This is a genomic window from Couchioplanes caeruleus, assembly GCF_003751945.1.
Taxonomy (GTDB): domain Bacteria; phylum Actinomycetota; class Actinomycetes; order Mycobacteriales; family Micromonosporaceae; genus Actinoplanes; species Actinoplanes caeruleus.
This window is the reverse complement of record NZ_RJKL01000001.1, coordinates 6,508,352-6,524,270: the sequence shown is the minus strand read 5'-3', so window position 1 is coordinate 6,524,270 and position 15,919 is coordinate 6,508,352. Positions and strand designations below refer to the sequence as shown.

At 68.5% G+C, this 15,919-nt stretch carries 14 protein-coding genes; 6 read left to right on the top strand and 8 right to left on the bottom strand.

Annotated elements, in window-relative coordinates; all coding sequences use genetic code 11:
• Positions 1-564: 564 nt before the first annotated feature.
• Both EDD30_RS42100 and EDD30_RS29320 read left to right on the top strand, forming a co-directional pair.
• Positions 565-774, top strand: coding sequence for a HEAT repeat domain-containing protein (locus tag EDD30_RS42100; RefSeq protein WP_394328293.1), 210 nt, complete (start codon positions 565-567; stop codon positions 772-774).
• A 492-nt stretch (positions 775-1,266) separates the two neighbouring features.
• Positions 1,267-1,605, top strand: a complete 339-nt coding sequence (locus EDD30_RS29320) for a hypothetical protein (protein WP_071807799.1) — start codon at positions 1,267-1,269, stop codon at positions 1,603-1,605.
• 286 nt (positions 1,606-1,891) lie between these two features.
• Here the strand turns inward: EDD30_RS29320 and EDD30_RS29315 are convergent, their stop codons facing one another.
• Positions 1,892-2,809 (bottom strand): alpha/beta fold hydrolase, encoded by a 918-nt coding sequence (locus EDD30_RS29315; RefSeq protein ID WP_071807800.1) that lies wholly within the window; start codon positions 2,807-2,809, stop codon positions 1,892-1,894.
• Positions 2,810-3,121: 312 nt separating this feature from the next.
• Entirely contained in the window at positions 3,122-3,667 is a 546-nt protein-coding gene (locus EDD30_RS29310) for a hypothetical protein (RefSeq protein WP_071807801.1), read from the bottom strand.
• Positions 3,668-4,219: 552 nt separating this feature from the next.
• On the opposite strand from EDD30_RS29310, the gene EDD30_RS29305 reads away from it, so the two are divergent.
• Together EDD30_RS29305 and EDD30_RS29300 are read left to right on the top strand one after the other, a co-directional pair.
• Positions 4,220-5,272 (top strand): glycoside hydrolase family 26 protein, encoded by a 1,053-nt coding sequence (locus EDD30_RS29305; protein WP_123678567.1) that lies wholly within the window; start codon positions 4,220-4,222, stop codon positions 5,270-5,272.
• A 150-nt stretch (positions 5,273-5,422) separates the two neighbouring features.
• Positions 5,423-5,887: a DUF4262 domain-containing protein gene (locus EDD30_RS29300; RefSeq protein ID WP_071804795.1), complete on the top strand. Its 465-nt coding sequence runs from the start codon at positions 5,423-5,425 to the stop codon at positions 5,885-5,887.
• On the opposite strand, the gene rph is transcribed toward EDD30_RS29300, so the two are convergent.
• Positions 5,876-8,506, bottom strand: coding sequence for a rifamycin-inactivating phosphotransferase (gene rph, locus EDD30_RS29295; protein ID WP_071804796.1), 2,631 nt, complete (start codon positions 8,504-8,506; stop codon positions 5,876-5,878). The two genes, EDD30_RS29300 and rph, sit on opposite strands and share 12 nt — an antisense overlap.
• Here rph and EDD30_RS40975 point away from each other — a divergent pair.
• Positions 8,505-9,005: a hypothetical protein gene (locus EDD30_RS40975; RefSeq protein ID WP_244945443.1), complete on the top strand. Its 501-nt coding sequence runs from the start codon at positions 8,505-8,507 to the stop codon at positions 9,003-9,005. The genes rph and EDD30_RS40975 overlap by 2 nt on opposite strands.
• 50 nt (positions 9,006-9,055) lie before the next feature.
• Complete coding sequence (locus EDD30_RS29285) at positions 9,056-9,829, top strand: class I SAM-dependent methyltransferase (protein WP_084556300.1); 774 nt, start codon at positions 9,056-9,058, stop codon at positions 9,827-9,829.
• A gap of 16 nt (positions 9,830-9,845) precedes the next feature.
• Here the strand turns inward: EDD30_RS29285 and EDD30_RS39995 are convergent, their stop codons facing one another.
• The 5 genes from EDD30_RS39995 to EDD30_RS29260 all read right to left on the bottom strand — a co-directional run bounded on the left by EDD30_RS39995 (position 9,846) and on the right by EDD30_RS29260 (position 15,573).
• A complete protein-coding gene (locus EDD30_RS39995) occupies positions 9,846-9,977 on the bottom strand; it encodes a hypothetical protein (protein ID WP_211277747.1) in 132 nt (43 codons plus the stop codon).
• A gap of 318 nt (positions 9,978-10,295) precedes the next feature.
• The gene (locus EDD30_RS29275) at positions 10,296-11,471 is read right to left on the bottom strand and encodes a pyridoxal phosphate-dependent aminotransferase (protein ID WP_071804797.1); all 1,176 of its coding nucleotides are present in this window, start codon (positions 11,469-11,471) and stop codon (positions 10,296-10,298) included.
• Between the two features lie 29 nt (positions 11,472-11,500).
• The gene (locus EDD30_RS29270; RefSeq protein ID WP_071804798.1) at positions 11,501-13,099 is read right to left on the bottom strand and encodes a thiamine pyrophosphate-dependent enzyme; all 1,599 of its coding nucleotides are present in this window, start codon (positions 13,097-13,099) and stop codon (positions 11,501-11,503) included.
• Between the two features lie 10 nt (positions 13,100-13,109).
• A complete protein-coding gene (locus tag EDD30_RS29265) occupies positions 13,110-14,237 on the bottom strand; it encodes an SDR family oxidoreductase (protein ID WP_071804799.1) in 1,128 nt (375 codons plus the stop codon).
• Between the two features lies 1 nt (position 14,238).
• Complete coding sequence (locus tag EDD30_RS29260; protein WP_071804800.1) at positions 14,239-15,573, bottom strand: phenylacetate--CoA ligase family protein; 1,335 nt, start codon at positions 15,571-15,573, stop codon at positions 14,239-14,241.
• Positions 15,574-15,919 lie beyond the last annotated feature (346 nt).

The window sequence follows — 15,919 nt, the reverse complement described above, 5'->3', positions numbered from 1 at the left end:
GTCATTCGATCACCTCAGTCATTGCCGTCGATAGCTTCACCCGGCCAGCCGGTCGCACCGATGATCATGACCTTGGTTACCGGCGCGAGGAGGCCTCAACCGCCCGCTGCCACCTGGCCGGCGCGTGGACCAACGGGTCTACGAGGCGCCGCGCCGCTGAGTGCTCGCTGGCCGGGGCTCGATCCAACCGACCTGAGAGCATCGCTTGCAGCCGTGCCCGCGGTCGTGTGCCGTCATGCAGATCTGGAGCTGCAGGCGGAAGCTTCACCGACTGGCGTTTAGAGCCGCCAACCTCGCCGGGATCGTCCCCACATCAGGTAGGACTTAAGCAATGGATTCATTCGCCTACGAGGTGCGTCGGTTTCGCATCTGGGTCGACAGCGGTGCACCCGATGTGCTCGGACTCGGCCATGGCGGCGAGTGGGAGTGCAACTACCCCCACTGGGATGAGCTTGGGACGCGGCACGCCGGCACATCGAAACCTCGCCGGAGCTTAGTGACCTGGAACGCCGGGAGCTGCTCTACATCTTGGCTCGCGACAACGAAGACGAGCAGATCGCTGAGATGTTGAGCGCTGCGCCTCGAGTCGTCGAAGGTCTGCTGCCGCTGGCTCTTGAGTATCCCGACTCCCAGGCACGGTGGCAGATCGCGATGATCCTCCCGGCTGCCTTAGGTGAGCGGGCCATCGAACCTTTGAGGCGGCTCGCGCAAGATGGCGATGAATACGTCAGACGCCGAGCCTGTACCGCTCTCTCCAGCATGGGTAGCACCTGACCGTCATACCGCATTCCATCGTTGACGGTCGGTTGCACTCTCCTGCCGCGGACAAGGCGCTACCGCTTTTGCGCGCGGTATCGGCAAAGCAGTGATCCTCGCGTAGTCTCCGGCCCCGTTCAGTTCCTCCAGCAGCTCATCCGGACAAAGCTCGTAGAGGTCACCCCACCATCGGCGCGACTTGTTGTCCCAGATGCGGTAGCCACCTGGGACGCCGCGCGCCACGTACCGTCGCCTGCTCATCGCCGATGCAAGGTAACAAGCTGCTCGCATGATGCGCCGTAGTTCCGGGCAGGATGGTTGACTCGCTCACATGCCGCCGTCCGTGCGCGCCGAGCAGCGCGGGCCGTCACGCGTCGTGATCGGCCCTCTGCTGCCTGATCTGCCGATGAGACTGCGTTGGTCGCCGGCCGTGAGGGTATGTCCGGCAGGCGGAGCGAAACTGTCGGAGCGTGCCCGTATGGTGATCAGCGCACGAGGAGGTGTTCATCGGTGAGCCCGGAAGACCGTTTCAATACGTTGGTCGACGAGTTGGCGGCCCTCCCGGGCGTTGCTCCACCTGGCGGTGGCGGCTTCGGCTCACGTGCGCTGCGGATCCACAAGAAGATCTTTGCGATGCTCGTAGACGGACGGCTCGTACTGAAGCTTCCGAAGGCGCGGGTCGACACTCTCGTCGCTGCTGCGGGCGGAACACGTCTCGAAGGGAACAAGGGCACACCGATGAAGGAGTGGCTCGTCCTTGATCCGGCCTGCGACCTGGCGTGGGCGCCGCTCGCCCGCGAGGCGGTGGCCTTCGTCGGCCGCGGTCGGACAACCGACATCGCAGAGTGAGGCGCCGGCGTTCATGTCCACGACGACCGTGTAGGTGGCCACAGACGCTGACGCGGCCGGTCCCATGATGAGCGTCGCGGTCTCGGAGTACGGGCCGGCAGCGCCCGTTCGACTCCCGCCCCGTGATCGCATTGCAGCCTCACACTGAATGCACTGATCCGCCGATCGTGCGCGCCGGCTCCGTCGTAGCGTCACGCTCCGTGTCGCCGTCTCGGCGTGCCGAGCACACGCTCGTGCCCGGATTGAGTGCACCGAGCCTCTGCCGGTAAGTGCCTCGTGCCGCCTTTCAGTTGGCGATTCGGCCGCTGCCGGTCAGGTCGACTTCTTGTGTGTGGTCGGCGATGGCGGTGACGAGGTCGGCCCAGAGTAATCTCGGGCGGTCGTGTCCCATATCGGGTACTAGCATGAGCTTTGCGCCGGGGATGAGCTCGGCCGTCCGCCTGCCCCCGCTGGGGTCGATGAGGGTGTCGTCCAGCCCATGAATGACCAGGGTCGGGACCTGTAGTTTCGCGAGGTCTCCGGCACGGGACCCGTCCAGGACCATCGCGCCGAGCTGGCGTGGGATGCCGGCAGGGTAGTAAGCGCGGTCGTAGCTGGACGCTGCCAACCGCCGCAGTCCCTCGACATCGGGGTAGCGGCGCGACGCCCACACCAGCTCACGTTCGGCGGCGGAGATGTAGCCGTTGCGGTCGGCTGGTCTCGGGGTGAACAGGACTTGTTGAGCCTGCGGCGTGGACTGCCCCACCTCGGGTTCGCCGGTCGAGGACATCATGGATGTCAGCGTGCGGATTCGGGCTGGATGCTCGATCGCCATTCGTTGGGCGATCATGCCGCCCATCGAGGCCCCGACAACGTGCGCGTGCTCGATCCCCACCGCCGTGAGCAGGTTGATGCCGTCGGCAGCCATGTCCGAGAGGGTGTAGGGAATCATTTTCTGAGCTGCCAGAATGTCACCGCCGCTGACCGCACCGATGAACGCCATCAGGTCGACCGGGTGTTGTTCCCACGTCGTGGACAGGCCGCAGTCCCGGTTGTCGTACCTGATCACATAACGCCCCTGCTCGGCGAGCATCTGGCACAGGCCTTCGTGCCAGGCGATCATCTGCGCTCCGAATCCCATGACAAGCAGCACCGCGGGATCGCGCGGGCTCCCGAACGTCTCGTAGGCAATCTGAACGTCGGAGGAAACGCTGGCTACCGGCACCCGATGATCATGTCAGCGCAACGTCGCGATCGGCGCGGGAATTTCGCCGCCGCGTGGACACGGACCAGTGCACTCTCATGCCGCCGTCCGTGCGCGCCGGCCGACGGAGTGCGGTCACTCGCTGCGGTCACTCTATGTGATCGTCGGATTGGCTTGCTCTCCGTGCACCTGTCCGGTCCGGCCTGACCTGGCATGGCCAGCCATTCGTGAGCTACGCCGGTGTCAGGTAGCGCGGACATTCTGCGCAACGCCGTCCGGACCCTTGGCATCTTCCGGGTGATGACACCAGGTCCGCTGCTGGGGACTTGAGCTTCAGCGTCCTCCAAGGCCGATCGTGGTGGCGTGACTGGGTGAGAGCGTGATCGGTCCGACCCAGCCTTGGACGACCGCCGCGATCTGGGCGCGGCGGGGTTGGAGGGGGTGCACGTCGCGGCCGTGTGACCAGTTGTCCAGCAGTGCGTGGGTGGCGTCCAGGGCGGTGGTGACGACGGTGTGGGCGCGGGCTTTGTCGTCCCAGGTGTGCCAGAGCGCCCACCCCTCGTCGCGGGTGTCAACGCCCAGGCGGGCGCAGCCGGTCCGGTAGCTTTCCTGCTGCGCGGGGCTACTGCCTGGCGTGATCACGGTGGCGCCGCCGAGGTGGAGCAGGGGACGGTCATCATCCAGACAGCCGTCGTCATCAAAGTGCCAGTGTCGAAGGGCGCGGGCCAGTTCGTTGACGGCTCGGTGCATCTGGGTGGCATTGGCCGGGTTCGGCCCGTAGGTCTGCCAACCCTCCTCCTGGGCGGCGTGGACCACGTCGCGGGCGAGAAGCTCGATCTGTCGCAGGTAGTCGTGTTCGGTTAGCTCTGGCTCCAGCACCTGGACAGTGTGGTCAGGCATCGCGACGCCGGCCGGACCGCCACCCCTGCGCCGTGACGATTCCGCCCGGATGGGTGCCCAGGCTGTTGTCAACGTCGGGCCGACAGTGCCGCTTCGGCGCGGACGTGACAGCACGCTCGTGCCGCTGCGCGCACCTCGACCGCTACTCGCGAGGTCGGCCGGACCACCGCCGACCGAACCGGCGAGGGCATGTGAGATGGCTGCCCTAATCCGGGAGGACCGCGTCAGCCCTGAGATGGCCGCCCCGATCCGCGAGGGCCGCGTCGGCCCGTTATCGAATATCACGCCAGGTCGGCGGTCGCGGTGGGGCGCGTCGGCCTACCGCGACAGCCCGGTTTCTCGGCTGTACTCCTTCGTGCCAGTTCTCAACTAGGCCGTTCCCCCGCCGATTCAAGGGCCACCCGACGTGGGCCGGACCCAGGACAACCGGACGGCACCCGTGCGGGTACCGGCGGCGCACCGCGGCCCCGTGAATCTCTTTCGTATGCCCGGCCGACAAACGAGGCCGGACAACGCGAGGGAGATCGGATTTTGCGTCGCTCGACCATTCGTAAGACGGTGCTGTCGCTGACCGCAGTGCTCGCCGGGATCGGTGCGGCGCTCGCCGGGCCTGCCGGGGCGCACGCGGCACCTGGTTCCGCCGATGAATGTGTGACCGACGCCAGGCTGGTGCCGTCGTGTGGGGTGTTGTGGGGTGCCGCCGCGGGTGGTTTCACCGACGCGCCGCGCGATGCCGCGCTCAAGGACTGGGAGAAGCTGTCCGGTCGCACCGCGAGTATCTTCCACGCCTACCACAAGGGTGACGAGCCGTTCCCGACCAAGTCCGAGATGGCCATGGCGCGTGACACCACCCGGCCGCGGGTGCTGCTGCTGAACTGGAAGATCGCCTACGGGTCGACCTGGGCCAAGGTCGCCCGAGGTGAGCAGGACGCCCGCATCGACCGGTTCGCCGCCCGGATCAAGGCCACCTTCCCGGAGAAGTTCTTCCTGGTGCTCAACCACGAGCCGGAGAACGACGTGATCGCGCGTAAGGGGTCGGGCTGGGAGGCCAAGGACTTCGCCGCCATGTACCGCCACACCATCGTGCGGCTGCGGGCCAAGGGCGTGACGAATGCGATCAACGTGATGGCGTACATGGGTAACGAGAAGTGGATGGCGCAGTCCTGGTGGGCCGATCTGTACCCCGGTGACGACGTCGTGGACTGGATGGGTCTGGACTCCTACGTCAGCGCGGAGAAGGGCTACTACCACTACGGCATGTTCGCCGACCTGCTCGACCGTAAGCCCACCGGCGGTGGCCTCGGCTTCTACGACTGGGCGAGCAGCAAGCACCCGTCCAAGCCGTTGATGGTCGCCGAGTGGGGCGTCTACCACCGGGTCGGCAAGGTCACCGACAAGACCGCGGGTTTCCGGAGCGTGCTGCCGGAGCTGGTCAAGCGTCCGAACATCAAGGCCATCGTCTACTTCGACACCAAGCACGACGACCAGGGCGACCGCGACATCAGCATCGACAGCACCAAGGCCAACCTCGCCGCGTTCCGCAAGCTGGCCGCCAACCCGATCTTCAACGTCAAGATCGGCTGAACAGGCACCGCACCACGGGCCGCCCGGCAGACTGCCGGGCGGCCCGTCGCGGCGTTGGGACGCCGGTGGCCCCGATGGGCGGTTCACGTCGGTAGTTGAGTGTCGGTGGTCATCCTGCGGGTATGCCCTCCCGGGGACGGGAGGGCACTGATGACGGCCCGACAGCGGGACACCGGGCTCCGCCGAATCGGCGAGGCCATCGAGCGCTGCGGCGTGTACCTGGAGTTCGTGCCGCAGCCGACTCCTCTGGAAACGTGCTGGTACACGATCGGTCTGACCGACCACGATCACCCTGAGCTGATCCTGTTCGGATTACCGCCGGACATCTCGCGCCCCGTGCTGCACACCGTTGCCGGCGACGTCATCGCGAGACGGCGGACGTGTGTCGCGGGTCAACGTGCCGATGACGTTCTCGAGGGACACCAGGTCCAGTTCGTGGCGGTGACCGAGCCGGATCGCCACCTGCCCGTTGCCGCGCAGTTCTATGCCGGCACGGGCGCCGCCCTACAGGCGCTGCAGCTCGTGTGGCCGGACCGGTATCACCGCTGGCCCTGGCAGCCCGGCACCCACGTGGACGACATGCCGGTCCTGGGCCGGCACGTCTCATCCGGCTGATTCGACCCTGCCGGTGAGTGGGCGGTCAAGCAGGAGCTCGATGTAGCCGTCGCTTCCGTGGACGCGGATGCGCTGCCCGTCGGGGATCAGGCGGGTGGCATCCACCACGCTCACGACGGCCGGGAGGCCGTACTCCCGGGCGATCACGGTGCCGTGTGTCATCAGGCCTCCGACCTCCGTCACCAGGCCTGCGGCGGCGACGAAGAGGGGCGTCCAGCTCGGGTCCGTGTGGGCCGTGACGAGGATGTCGCCCGGTTCGAGATCGGCCTGGGCCAGGTCCAGGATGACGCGGGCGCGCCCTTCGACGGTTCCGGCGGAGACCGGGAGGCCGATCAGGGCGCCGGGCGGTACGTCGTCGCGCCGGTATGCACCGGTGATGACCTCGCCATCCGAGGTCAGCACCCGGGGCGGGGTAAGCGCGTGGTACGACCGGAACTCGTCCTTGCGCCGTTGAATCAGCTCGACATCGACCTGCTGCGCGCGCACGACGTCGTGGTACTCCGGGAACGTGAGGTAGAAGACGTCCTCCTTCTCGGAGGTCACGCCGGCCTGCACGAGGCGCTCGGCCTCGGCGAGCAAGGCCTGCTTGTAGACGAAGTAGCGGCTGACGATGGCGTACTTCGGGTACTCCCGGTAACCGATGAAGGTCCGGACCCGGTCGATCATTCGCTCGGTCTCGGCGGCCTTCCGCTTCCCATCCGGCAGTGTCCGCAGACGTTCGAGCACCTCCTGCGCCCTATTCTGCGCCGTCTGCCGGCCTTGCTCGAACCGCCGCCCGGCGGCGCCCGGCTCGAAGTTCCTGATGTGGTCGAGGAGCACGGGTACGAGTGTGGTGGGGCGTTCGCGCCACCGCGGCCTCGTGATGTCGATCTCGCCGACGCAGCGCATGCCGTACCGGTCGAGGTAGGTCTCGATGGCGTCGCGCGCTTCGGCCCCGCCGGTAAGCCTCGGCAGCTCGGCCAGGAAGCCGTCGTCCTCGACGCCTTGCAGGAACGCCACCACCTCCGGATGTGGGCGGATCACGTCCGCGACGTCGAGCAGCGCCAGTCCCATCTCCGACGTGATGTTGCCGGGGGCGGATAGTGTGAGGGTGTCGGTCGCGTTCTTCTCCCCCAGCCACTCCTCCAGCCGGTCGTTGAGCCACCAGGTGGCCTCCATTCCCGCCATGATCGCCTGGATGCTCAACGGGTCACCGAGGATCCGCTTGTGTTCCTGGAAGGCCTCCAGCAGGAAGTCGAACAGCGCCGCTCCGGTCGTCGTCGCGATGTCGCGGCGCAGGGCGGCGATGGACTCCTGGCTACGCTCGATCAGCTCGGTGACGATGGCCGGATCGGCCTCGATCGAGGCGGACGGGCCGCCGGCCGGCGGCCCGCCAGGACCGCCGTCCGGAAGCTCCGGGACGAAGCCACGGTCGAGGATGGTCTCCAACGCGTCCCTGATCAGCGGATCGGATTTCCCCATCATCTCCAGGAAACCGGCGCGGCTCACGGGCGAGGCCAGCCGCGGGGTGGCGTCCACGAACAGCCGCCCGCCGGCCTCGAGCATCGGTGCCATGGCCGTCAACTGCCACACGGAGACGCCCAGTGGCTTCATGGGGTCGGTCATCATCTGCTGGTGGCCGACGGAAAGGTAGACGTGGTTCTCCCCGTCCTGGGCCGCGGGGACGGGGAACAGCGTGGTGATCGGCCGGCTCTGCACGATCTGGAAGTCGCCGTCGGCCAGGCACCATTCGATGTCCTGCGGACGGCCGAAATACGCCTCGATCCGCCGCCCGAGCTGCGTGAGCCGCACGACCTGCGCATCCGTCAGCGCCGGCCGGTCCTGCCTCCCGGGGTCGACCGCCTGTTCCTGCGTCCCGCCCGCCGGCGAGGCGTGGATGGCGAGCCGCTTGGTGCCGACCGCCTTGGCGACCACCTCGCCGTCGCGCACCTTGTAGACGTCCGGATTCACCAGGCCGGAGACCAGCGCCTCGCCGAGGCCGAAGCCGGCGTCCACCGTGGAGACCTTTCGATTGCCCGTGACGGGGTCGGCCGTGAACAGGATGCCGGCCGCGTTCGGGAAGACCATGCGCTGCACGACCACGGCCATATGGACCGTACGGTGATCGAAGCCGTTCCGCAGGCGGTAGGCCACGGCCCGCTCACTGAACAGCGACGCCCAGCAACCCCCGACGTGCCGGAGGATCGCCGCCGGCCCCACGACGTTCAGGTATGTGTCCTGCTGGCCCGCGAAGGAGGCCGTGGGCAGGTCCTCCGCCGTCGCGCTGGATCGCACGGCGTAGGCGGCTTGCTCGCCGAGCCGGGAGAGAGCGCGGGTGATCGCCGCCGCCAGATCGCCCGGGATGGCAGTCCCTTCGATGGTCCGGCGGATCTCCGCGCTGAGCACGCGGATCGCCTCCCGGTCGTCCGGATCCAGGCGCGACAGCCGATCGAGTCGATCGTCGATCGCCGGCGCTTGCGCCACGATCCGCCGGAAGGCCCCCGTCGTCACGCAGAACCCGGCCGGCACGCGGACGCCGTCGATCCGCGACAGCGCCCCTAGATGCGCGCCCTTGCCGCCGACGACCGCGACCTGCGTCTCGTCGACGTCCTGAAGATCCCGCACGTACTGCTCGATCATGGCGATACCTCCGAGGCAGACGGCGCGGGAGTGCAGCGGCGATTCAGTATGCGATGCCGACGGTGTGGGCGAACGTCGAAGGGTCGTCGACTACGGCCGGCATGTGCCGGGCCACATCGGCGCGCGCGACGAACATGCCGCCGCGGACGTTGATGTCCACGGCCGCTCGGTAACGCCGGCGCAGGCGGTGGTGGAGCAGTCGGGGCGGCCGGATGACCGTCCAGTCCAGGTCGCTGTCGCGCAGCTCGTCCTCCGTGATCGCCAGACCGACGTAGTGGCGGTGGAAGAGCTTCTTGGCGACGGGTGCGAGGACGTGCCGCGTGACAGGCCCGTCGGCCTGCTCTACCTCACCTTGACGGACCGCTGGCCGTGGCAGACGCTCGTTCTCATCGTCACCAACGATCTGATCTGGTGGGTGCCGTTCGCCGCGTACTTGCGCGCGGCGTGGCCGCTGTATCGCCGCACCTGGAAGGCCGACGCAACGTCACTTCCCTCGTGACCGCCGACACCGGAGTCGTGGCGCATCATCGACGCGACACAATGTACGGCATGACCGAGACGACAGCAGTGGGTGTGGCAGCGGACGACTACGACGCGGCGCATGCGGGTGTGCAGGGAAGTCCGCTGATGCAGCGCCTGTGGGCGCAGGCCATGGGCGAGGAGTATCCGCATGAGGTCGAGCCCTTCAGTTCCTGCTCGTGGTGGCTTCTCGGACACGTCGTGTCGGCGCTGCGCATGCGACCGGGCGGACGGCTGGTCGACCTCGGGTGCGGTCGCGGTGGTCCGGGGCTGTGGCTGGCACGGGCACTGTCGGTACGGCTGGTGGGTGTCGACTTCAGCGCCGTCGCGGTGGCTCTCGCGGCCGAGCGGGCCGACGATTTCGTGTCCGCCGGGCAGGCGGAATTCCGTCAGGGAACGTTCGAGCAGACCGGGCTGCCTGACGGTGGTGCCGACGGGGTGATCAGTATCGACGCTCTTCCGTTCGCCAAGGATCGGGTGGCGGCGTTGCGGGAAGCGCGTCGGATCCTGGTTCCCGGCGGCCGGTTGGTGCTGACGGTGCGGGAGCAGCCGGCCGGGGCGGACGACTGGCAGACGATGGCCGCGCATGCCGGCCTCGAGGTCGAACAGGCGCTGCTCAACGAGCACCACCATGATTTCTGGTTACGTCTGTTCGCGTTGTGGCGCGAACACGCGGACGAGCTGCGCACCGAGCTGGGCGAACGTGCGGCCGCCAACCTGCTGCGAGAGGCGAGCCAACCGCGGTCGGTGCTGGAGGAGAGGCCCGCATTCCTGATGGTCATGCGCCGGCCAGACGACACGTGACCTTCCGCTGAGCGCCTCACCGGTCGGCGGTCACCATCCCTGGATGCGGGGGCCAGACCTCGTCGACGACGCGGGAGCCGGGCTGGGTCACGTGATAGCGGTCGTGCTGGGCGGCGGTGGCGCAGGCGTGGTTGGGCAGGATTCGCACACGGGCGCCGATCGGCAGGTGAGGTAGGGCTCGGTGCTTCCGGGCCGGATCGACAGCACGCCGTGTTCCTGGCTCGCGTCGGTCATCGGCGCCTCGTGGCCGGCTGTGCGCAGGGCTTCGGCGGCCTGCACGGCGCACTGGCGCTCATTCTCGGCGGCGGTGCGAGTTGGTCGTCACCGTCGGCGTAGTACGACTCGCCGGCGTGGACCCGCACACCCCGCACCACGGCGCCCGTGTCGGCGAGTGCGTGCGCGGTCTCCCTCGCTGCCGGGAGCCCCGCGCCGCCGACCGCTTGATCAACCAATGGTAGAGGCCCCGTCAGACCGCCGCGATGAGGCGGTTGAGGGCCACTTCGAGGCGTTTCGGGTCCTGGGCGAAGCAGATGCGGAAGTATCCGTCGAAGCCGGGGCCGAAGGCGGTGCCGGGTGCGATACCGACGCCGGCCCGGCGGACGATGTCCTCGGCGTAGGCCAGGGGGCTCTCCGTGGCGCCGGCGATGCGGAAGAACGAGTAGAAGGATGCCGGCACGTCCGGGGCCATGATGCGTTCGTGACCCTTGAAGGCGTCCGCGACGAGCTGGCGGCCGAGGGTGCAGCGCTCGCGCATCTCGGTGACGAACGGCTCGCCGTGGCGGATCGCCGCGGCGCCGGCATGCTGGACGAAGGTCGCCGAGCCCGTGCTGTTGATCGCGCTGAGGTTGCCGACCTGGTGCGCCAGACCGGCCGGGTGGACCAGCCAGCCCAGCCGCCAGCCGGTCATGGACCAGGTCTTCGAGAAGCTCTGCACCACGAAGAGAGCGTCGTCCTCGGCGGCGACCTCCAGGAAGGACGGGGTGGCGACCGAGCCGTCGTAGACGATGCGGTTGTAGACCTCGTCCGCGATCACCCAGGTGCCGCGCCGCCGGGCGAGGTCGAGGAGGTCGCGCTGCTCCTCGGAGGTCATCGTCCAGCCGGTGGGGTTGTTCGGGGTGGCCACGAAGATCGCGCGGGTGCGATCGTCGCAGGCGGTATCGACCCGGCGGAGGTCGAGCGACCAGACGCCGTCGTCCGCCTCCAGCGGGACGAACCGTACGGTCGCGCCCATGGCCTCCACGGCGATGACGATGTTCGGCCAGATCGGGGCCACGACCACGACGTTGTCGCCGGGTTCCACCAGACACTGCAGGGAGATCATGATCGAGGTCATTCCCGACGACGTCGCCGACAGCCGGTCCAGGGAGATCTCGAGGCCGTGCGTACGCCGGTGGTAGTCCTGGATCGCCTGGCGCAGGGGCGCGACGCCCCGGCGGTCCGCGTAGGTCGTCTTGCCCTGGGCCATGGCGAGCTCCGCGGCCTCACGGACGACGAGCGGTGTGGGCAGGTCCGACTCTCCGAAGCAGAGGCTGACGGCGTCGGGATGTTCGTTGCACAGACGCGCGATGTGCACGATCTCCTGGGTGCGCATGTGGGCGAGGGCCGAGCGGAAGGGTGGGACGTTCGTCGAGGCCGAAGTCATGGCGGTGGTCTCCTTAGAAGGAAGCGGTCTCAGCGAACCCGCGGCAGCCGGATCCACGGCCACGGGTTCGCCATCTCGCCGACGGGAACCTCGATGACCGTCGGCGTCTGCGTGCGGGCGAGGGCCCGGGAGATCTCTGTCCGCAGCTCCTCCGGGTCGTTCGCCCGGACGCCGACCGCGCCGAACGCCTCGGCGAAGCGGACGAAGTCGGGGTTCCGCAGGTCCGTGCCGATGGTGGACTCCATGAACTTGAGCTGCGACCGCTCGACATTGGAGAACGAGCCGTCGTTGAAGACGACGGCGACGACGCCGATACCGTGCTGCACCGCCGTGGCCAGCTCCGCCGCCGTATAAAGGAAGCCGCCGTCGCCCGAGATGGACAGGACCGCCCGGCCCGGATGGGCGATCTTGACGCCGAGCGCCGTGGCGAAGCCGAAGCCGAGGGCACCGCAGTACGTCGGCAGCACGTAGGTCGAGGGCTCCCGCACCGGGAACGCCAGCCGCGCGACGTAACCCACCTGGGTCATCTCGTCGACGAAGAAGCCGTCATCCGGGAGGGCGCTGCGGATCGCGCGCAGGTAGTCGACCTGAGGGGTGAGCCCGGCGATCTCGGCGTCCAGGCCGCGCCGCGCCTCCGCCGTCGTGGCCAGCCACTCCTGCCGGTCCTCGACATGCGCCAGCCCGTCCAGAAGGGCGCGGACCACCTCCGCCGCGTCGCCTACGAGCGCTACGGCCGGCGCGGACACCCTCTGGATCTCCTCCTCGTCGAGGTCGACCCGGATGATCCGCAGGCCCTCGACGCCCCACTCGACCTGCGGCCGGTAGAGGCGGGTCCCCACGGCCAGGACGACGTCGGCGTGCGGCCACAGCCGGTGGGCGACGGGCAGGGAGACCGACAGCCCGTGCTCGTCGCTCACGATCCCGCGGCCCCCGAGCTCCGTCGTGACGGGTGCCTTGATTCGCATCGCCAGCTCGGTGATCTCCGCCGCCGCGCCGCGCGCTCCGCTGCCGACGAAGACGATCGGTGCGCGGGCGCCGGCCAGGACCGCCCGGGCCGCCTCGATCGCGCGGGGATCCGCGGGCTCGCGGACCGGCGGCGCCACCCACGAGTCGCCCGAGGCGACCTCCGCGGCCAGGACGTCGGTCGGGACCTCGATCGCCAGGGGTCGCGGGCGGTCGTGCCGCAGGCGGTGGAAGGCCTCGTCGAGCGCGCTGGTGACCCCGCCCGGCTTCTCGACCCGGGCCGCCCAGGCGGTGAGGCTCTGGAGCACCCCGAGCTGGTCGGGGATCTCGTGCGGCACACCGAGGTCACGGCCGAAGAGCGGCGTGGCGATCTGGCCGGTGAGGCAGAGGACCCGGGCGTCACCCGCGTACGCGGTCGCCAGCCCGACCGTGGAGTTCAACACGCCCGGCCCGGAGATGACGGTGAAGACGCCGACCCTGCGGGTGGTGCGGGCGTACCCGAAGGCCATCAGGGCCGCGGCCTGCTCGTGCCGGGCGTGCACCACCCGGATCCCGGTGCCGGCGAGCGCCCCGAAGATCGGGTCGAGCTGTTCGCCGGGCACGGTGAAGACGACGTCGACGCCTTCCTCGACGAGTCTCGCGACGATGTGCTCCGCGACGTTCATCGGTACGCGCTCACACCGCCGCGCCCTGGACCGGGGACAGATGTCCCGGATCCGCGGCGGCACGACGCGCCGGCCGGGCCTCGGCGCTCAGCGCCCGGTCCTCGGCGTCGATGAACTTCATCAGCTCGTGCAGGGAGACCGACCGTTCCGGGCCCCGGCTCCGGACGAACCGCTTCTCCCGGCGCAGATAGTCGGAGAAGAAGTCGATCCGCTTGGCGAAGAAGCGCTCGAAGGTGGACGGGTCGTCGAACTCCTCGTCGATGATGAAGAGCCGATCCTGCAGGCCGAGCAGCTTCAGCATGTAGTCGGTGATCTCGCCGACCGCGGACTCGGACCGCCCGCTCACGTGGTGGATGCTCTGGCGCGGCGCCGCGAGCTCGTCCGCCACGATGGCGCGGGAATCCTCCACGACGTGATCCACCGGAATGAACGAGATGCGGGTGCTGCGATCCGCCGGATAGCGCACGGACTCCTCGGAGTCGCCGAGCATCTCCCTGAACTTGCGCAGCTCGCTGAGGTAGCCGTACAGACCCGTGTAGCTACCGCTGGGGCTGTAGGTGTGTGACGACCCGACGATGACCGACGGGCGCAGGATCAGCGTCCTCGGCCCCTCGAACCCGGCCACGAGGTGCTCCGCGGCGCACTTGCTCTCCTCGTAGACGTTGCTGAAAGCCGGGGGCCGGTGCAGCTCCTCGACGATGTCACCGTGCACCGATCCGCACGTGTACGCGGTGGACATGTAGACGAAGAGGTCCGCACCGACGCTCGCCGCCAGTTCCAGGGCGTGCCGGGTGCCGTCGACGTTGGTGCGGAACACCTGCTCCCGCTGCCCACGCCGCCACTGCAGCGACGCGGCGAGGTGCCAGAAGACGAGCGGTCCGTCGCCACGCGGCAGGGAGCCGGGCGTGACGCCGCACAGCGGCTCGGTGAGCTCCGACTCCACCACGGTGGGGTGGCCGCCGGCGGAGAGGTCATGCGCGGCGACCCGCAGGGCCGTGTGGACGCGTTCGGCGGCCGGATGGCGGGAGTCGCCGCGGGCCAGCGCGTACACGGCGCCGGTCGGGTCGTCCGAGAGCAGGTCGGCCAGCAGGTGGCTGCCGACGAATCCGGTCGCGCCGGTGAGGATGTGGTCGGTCATGTCAGATCGCCCGCTCTACTGCTCGGGCCAGATCGGCGGCGGACCGGGCTTCGATGTCGTCCGCCACCTCCGGCACTCGTCGGTCCTTGATACGAGCCGTCTTCCAACTCACCCATCCGCCGGTGGCGCTCTTGAGGTCCAGCAGCGGATGGATCTTGACCTCCGCGGGTACGCCGAACGCGGCGGTCAGCCGGCCGGAGACGAGCTTCTTGATCTCGTCGTGGTCGGCGCCCTCCTTGGCCTTGGCGCGCACCTCGAGCCGGTCCTCACCGTCGTCCGAGAACACGTCGATCTCGTATCCGTAGATGAGTTCCGGATCGGCCAGGATCGCGTTGTCGATCTCGGCGGCGCTGCGCTTCGCGCCGCCGATCCGGGTCATGTCCTTGACCCGGCCGAGCACCTGGACGGCCCGCCGGCCCGAGGCGTCCGGGGCGATCTCGACCAGGTCGCCGGTGCGGTACCGGATGAGCGGCTTGAGGCCGGGCACCAGTGTGGTGAGGCAGAGCTCCCCGTAGCCCTGGAGGCCGAGGCTCGCCTCGGTCTCCAGGTCGAGAACCTCCAAAAGGTACGTCGGTTCGACCGCCATCACCGTGCCGTCGGCCCGCGTCACCGCCGGGCAGCCGGCCTCCTGGGAGCCGTACATGAAGTTGTACGACTCGGCGTGCCACGTCTGGGCCAGCAGGTCCCGCATGCCGTCGGAGCACATCTCGCCGGTGGTGAGGAGGACCTTCACGGAGAGGTCCTCCGGCACCTCCACGCCGTACGTCGAGCTCATCTCGGCCAGAGCCATCAGCAGGCCCGGCGAGCAGAGGATCATGTTGACCTTCAGCTCGACGAGGACCTCGAAGAAGCGGGCGAAGCCGAGGGTCGGCGTGATCGGGAACAGGTCGAGCTTCGCGATGCCCAGTTGCTTCGCCGCGAACGACAGGCTGAGGCAGGCGGCGTGGACGTCGTTGGGGGCTACCACGGCCAGGACGGGTCGCTCCTCGGTGCCGGTGAAGTGCTTGCGCACGATCGCGTCGAGGGCGTGGGCCAGGGGCAGCACATTGAGGTCGAAGTCGATCGGGGCCCGGGGGCACGGGGTGGGCCGGCCGGTCGTTCCCGTCGTCTCGAAGTAGAACGCGGCGTCGGCCACGGTGCCGCTGAGCATGTCGTGCATGGCTTCGCGGAGGTCGTCCTTCGTCGTGAAGGGAATGTCCGCGAGGCCCGTCAGTTCTTTGATGTCAAGGTTTACGCCCGCCAGGCGCCGGCCGTAGAAGGGGGACTTGTCGTAGACGTGACCGAGCACCGTCCGCAGGGCCGATGTCTGCCAATCGGTGAGCTCTTCCGGAGTCACCTTTCCGTCGTTCCAACGCGTTATGAAATCAGCCCACGGAGCGATAGCCACGTTCAGGACTCTCTGTGAGTGGTGACATTTTCTTCAGGCATGACAGCCGTCAGCGAGCGGGATGACCCTGGATGGCGGACTTGCAGGTGGAGGGCGCTGAGCTGGACGGTCGGCACCGGAACATCCACTCACGACAGACCAGGCTTCCCCCGTCATGAACCAGGACCGTGTCACATTCCAAGCCAAGATCACAAGGGACAGTCCATTAACCGACGCGGATGTCCGGCGACATTCCCAAACAACCGGGGCAAGAGTGATAACAAGGGTCTCGTCTGCTTCAGTCGCGGCGTGTATG

Bases quoted from the DNA above. Each gene is read 5' to 3' on its own strand.
- EDD30_RS42100 (WP_394328293.1), top strand. From the start codon at position 565: ATGTTGAGCGCTGCGCCTCGAGTCGTCGAAGGTCTGCTGCCGCTGGCT.
- EDD30_RS29300 (WP_071804795.1), top strand. From the start codon at position 5,423: ATGACGGCCCGACAGCGGGACACCGGGCTCCGCCGAATCGGCGAGGCC.
- EDD30_RS40975 (WP_244945443.1), top strand. From the start codon at position 8,505: ATGGCGATACCTCCGAGGCAGACGGCGCGGGAGTGCAGCGGCGATTCA.
- rph (WP_071804796.1), bottom strand. From the start codon at position 8,506: ATGATCGAGCAGTACGTGCGGGATCTTCAGGACGTCGACGAGACGCAG.
- EDD30_RS29285 (WP_084556300.1), top strand. From the start codon at position 9,056: ATGACCGAGACGACAGCAGTGGGTGTGGCAGCGGACGACTACGACGCG.
- EDD30_RS29275 (WP_071804797.1), bottom strand. From the start codon at position 11,471: ATGACTTCGGCCTCGACGAACGTCCCACCCTTCCGCTCGGCCCTCGCC.
- EDD30_RS29270 (WP_071804798.1), bottom strand. From the start codon at position 13,099: ATGAACGTCGCGGAGCACATCGTCGCGAGACTCGTCGAGGAAGGCGTC.
- EDD30_RS29265 (WP_071804799.1), bottom strand. From the start codon at position 14,237: ATGACCGACCACATCCTCACCGGCGCGACCGGATTCGTCGGCAGCCAC.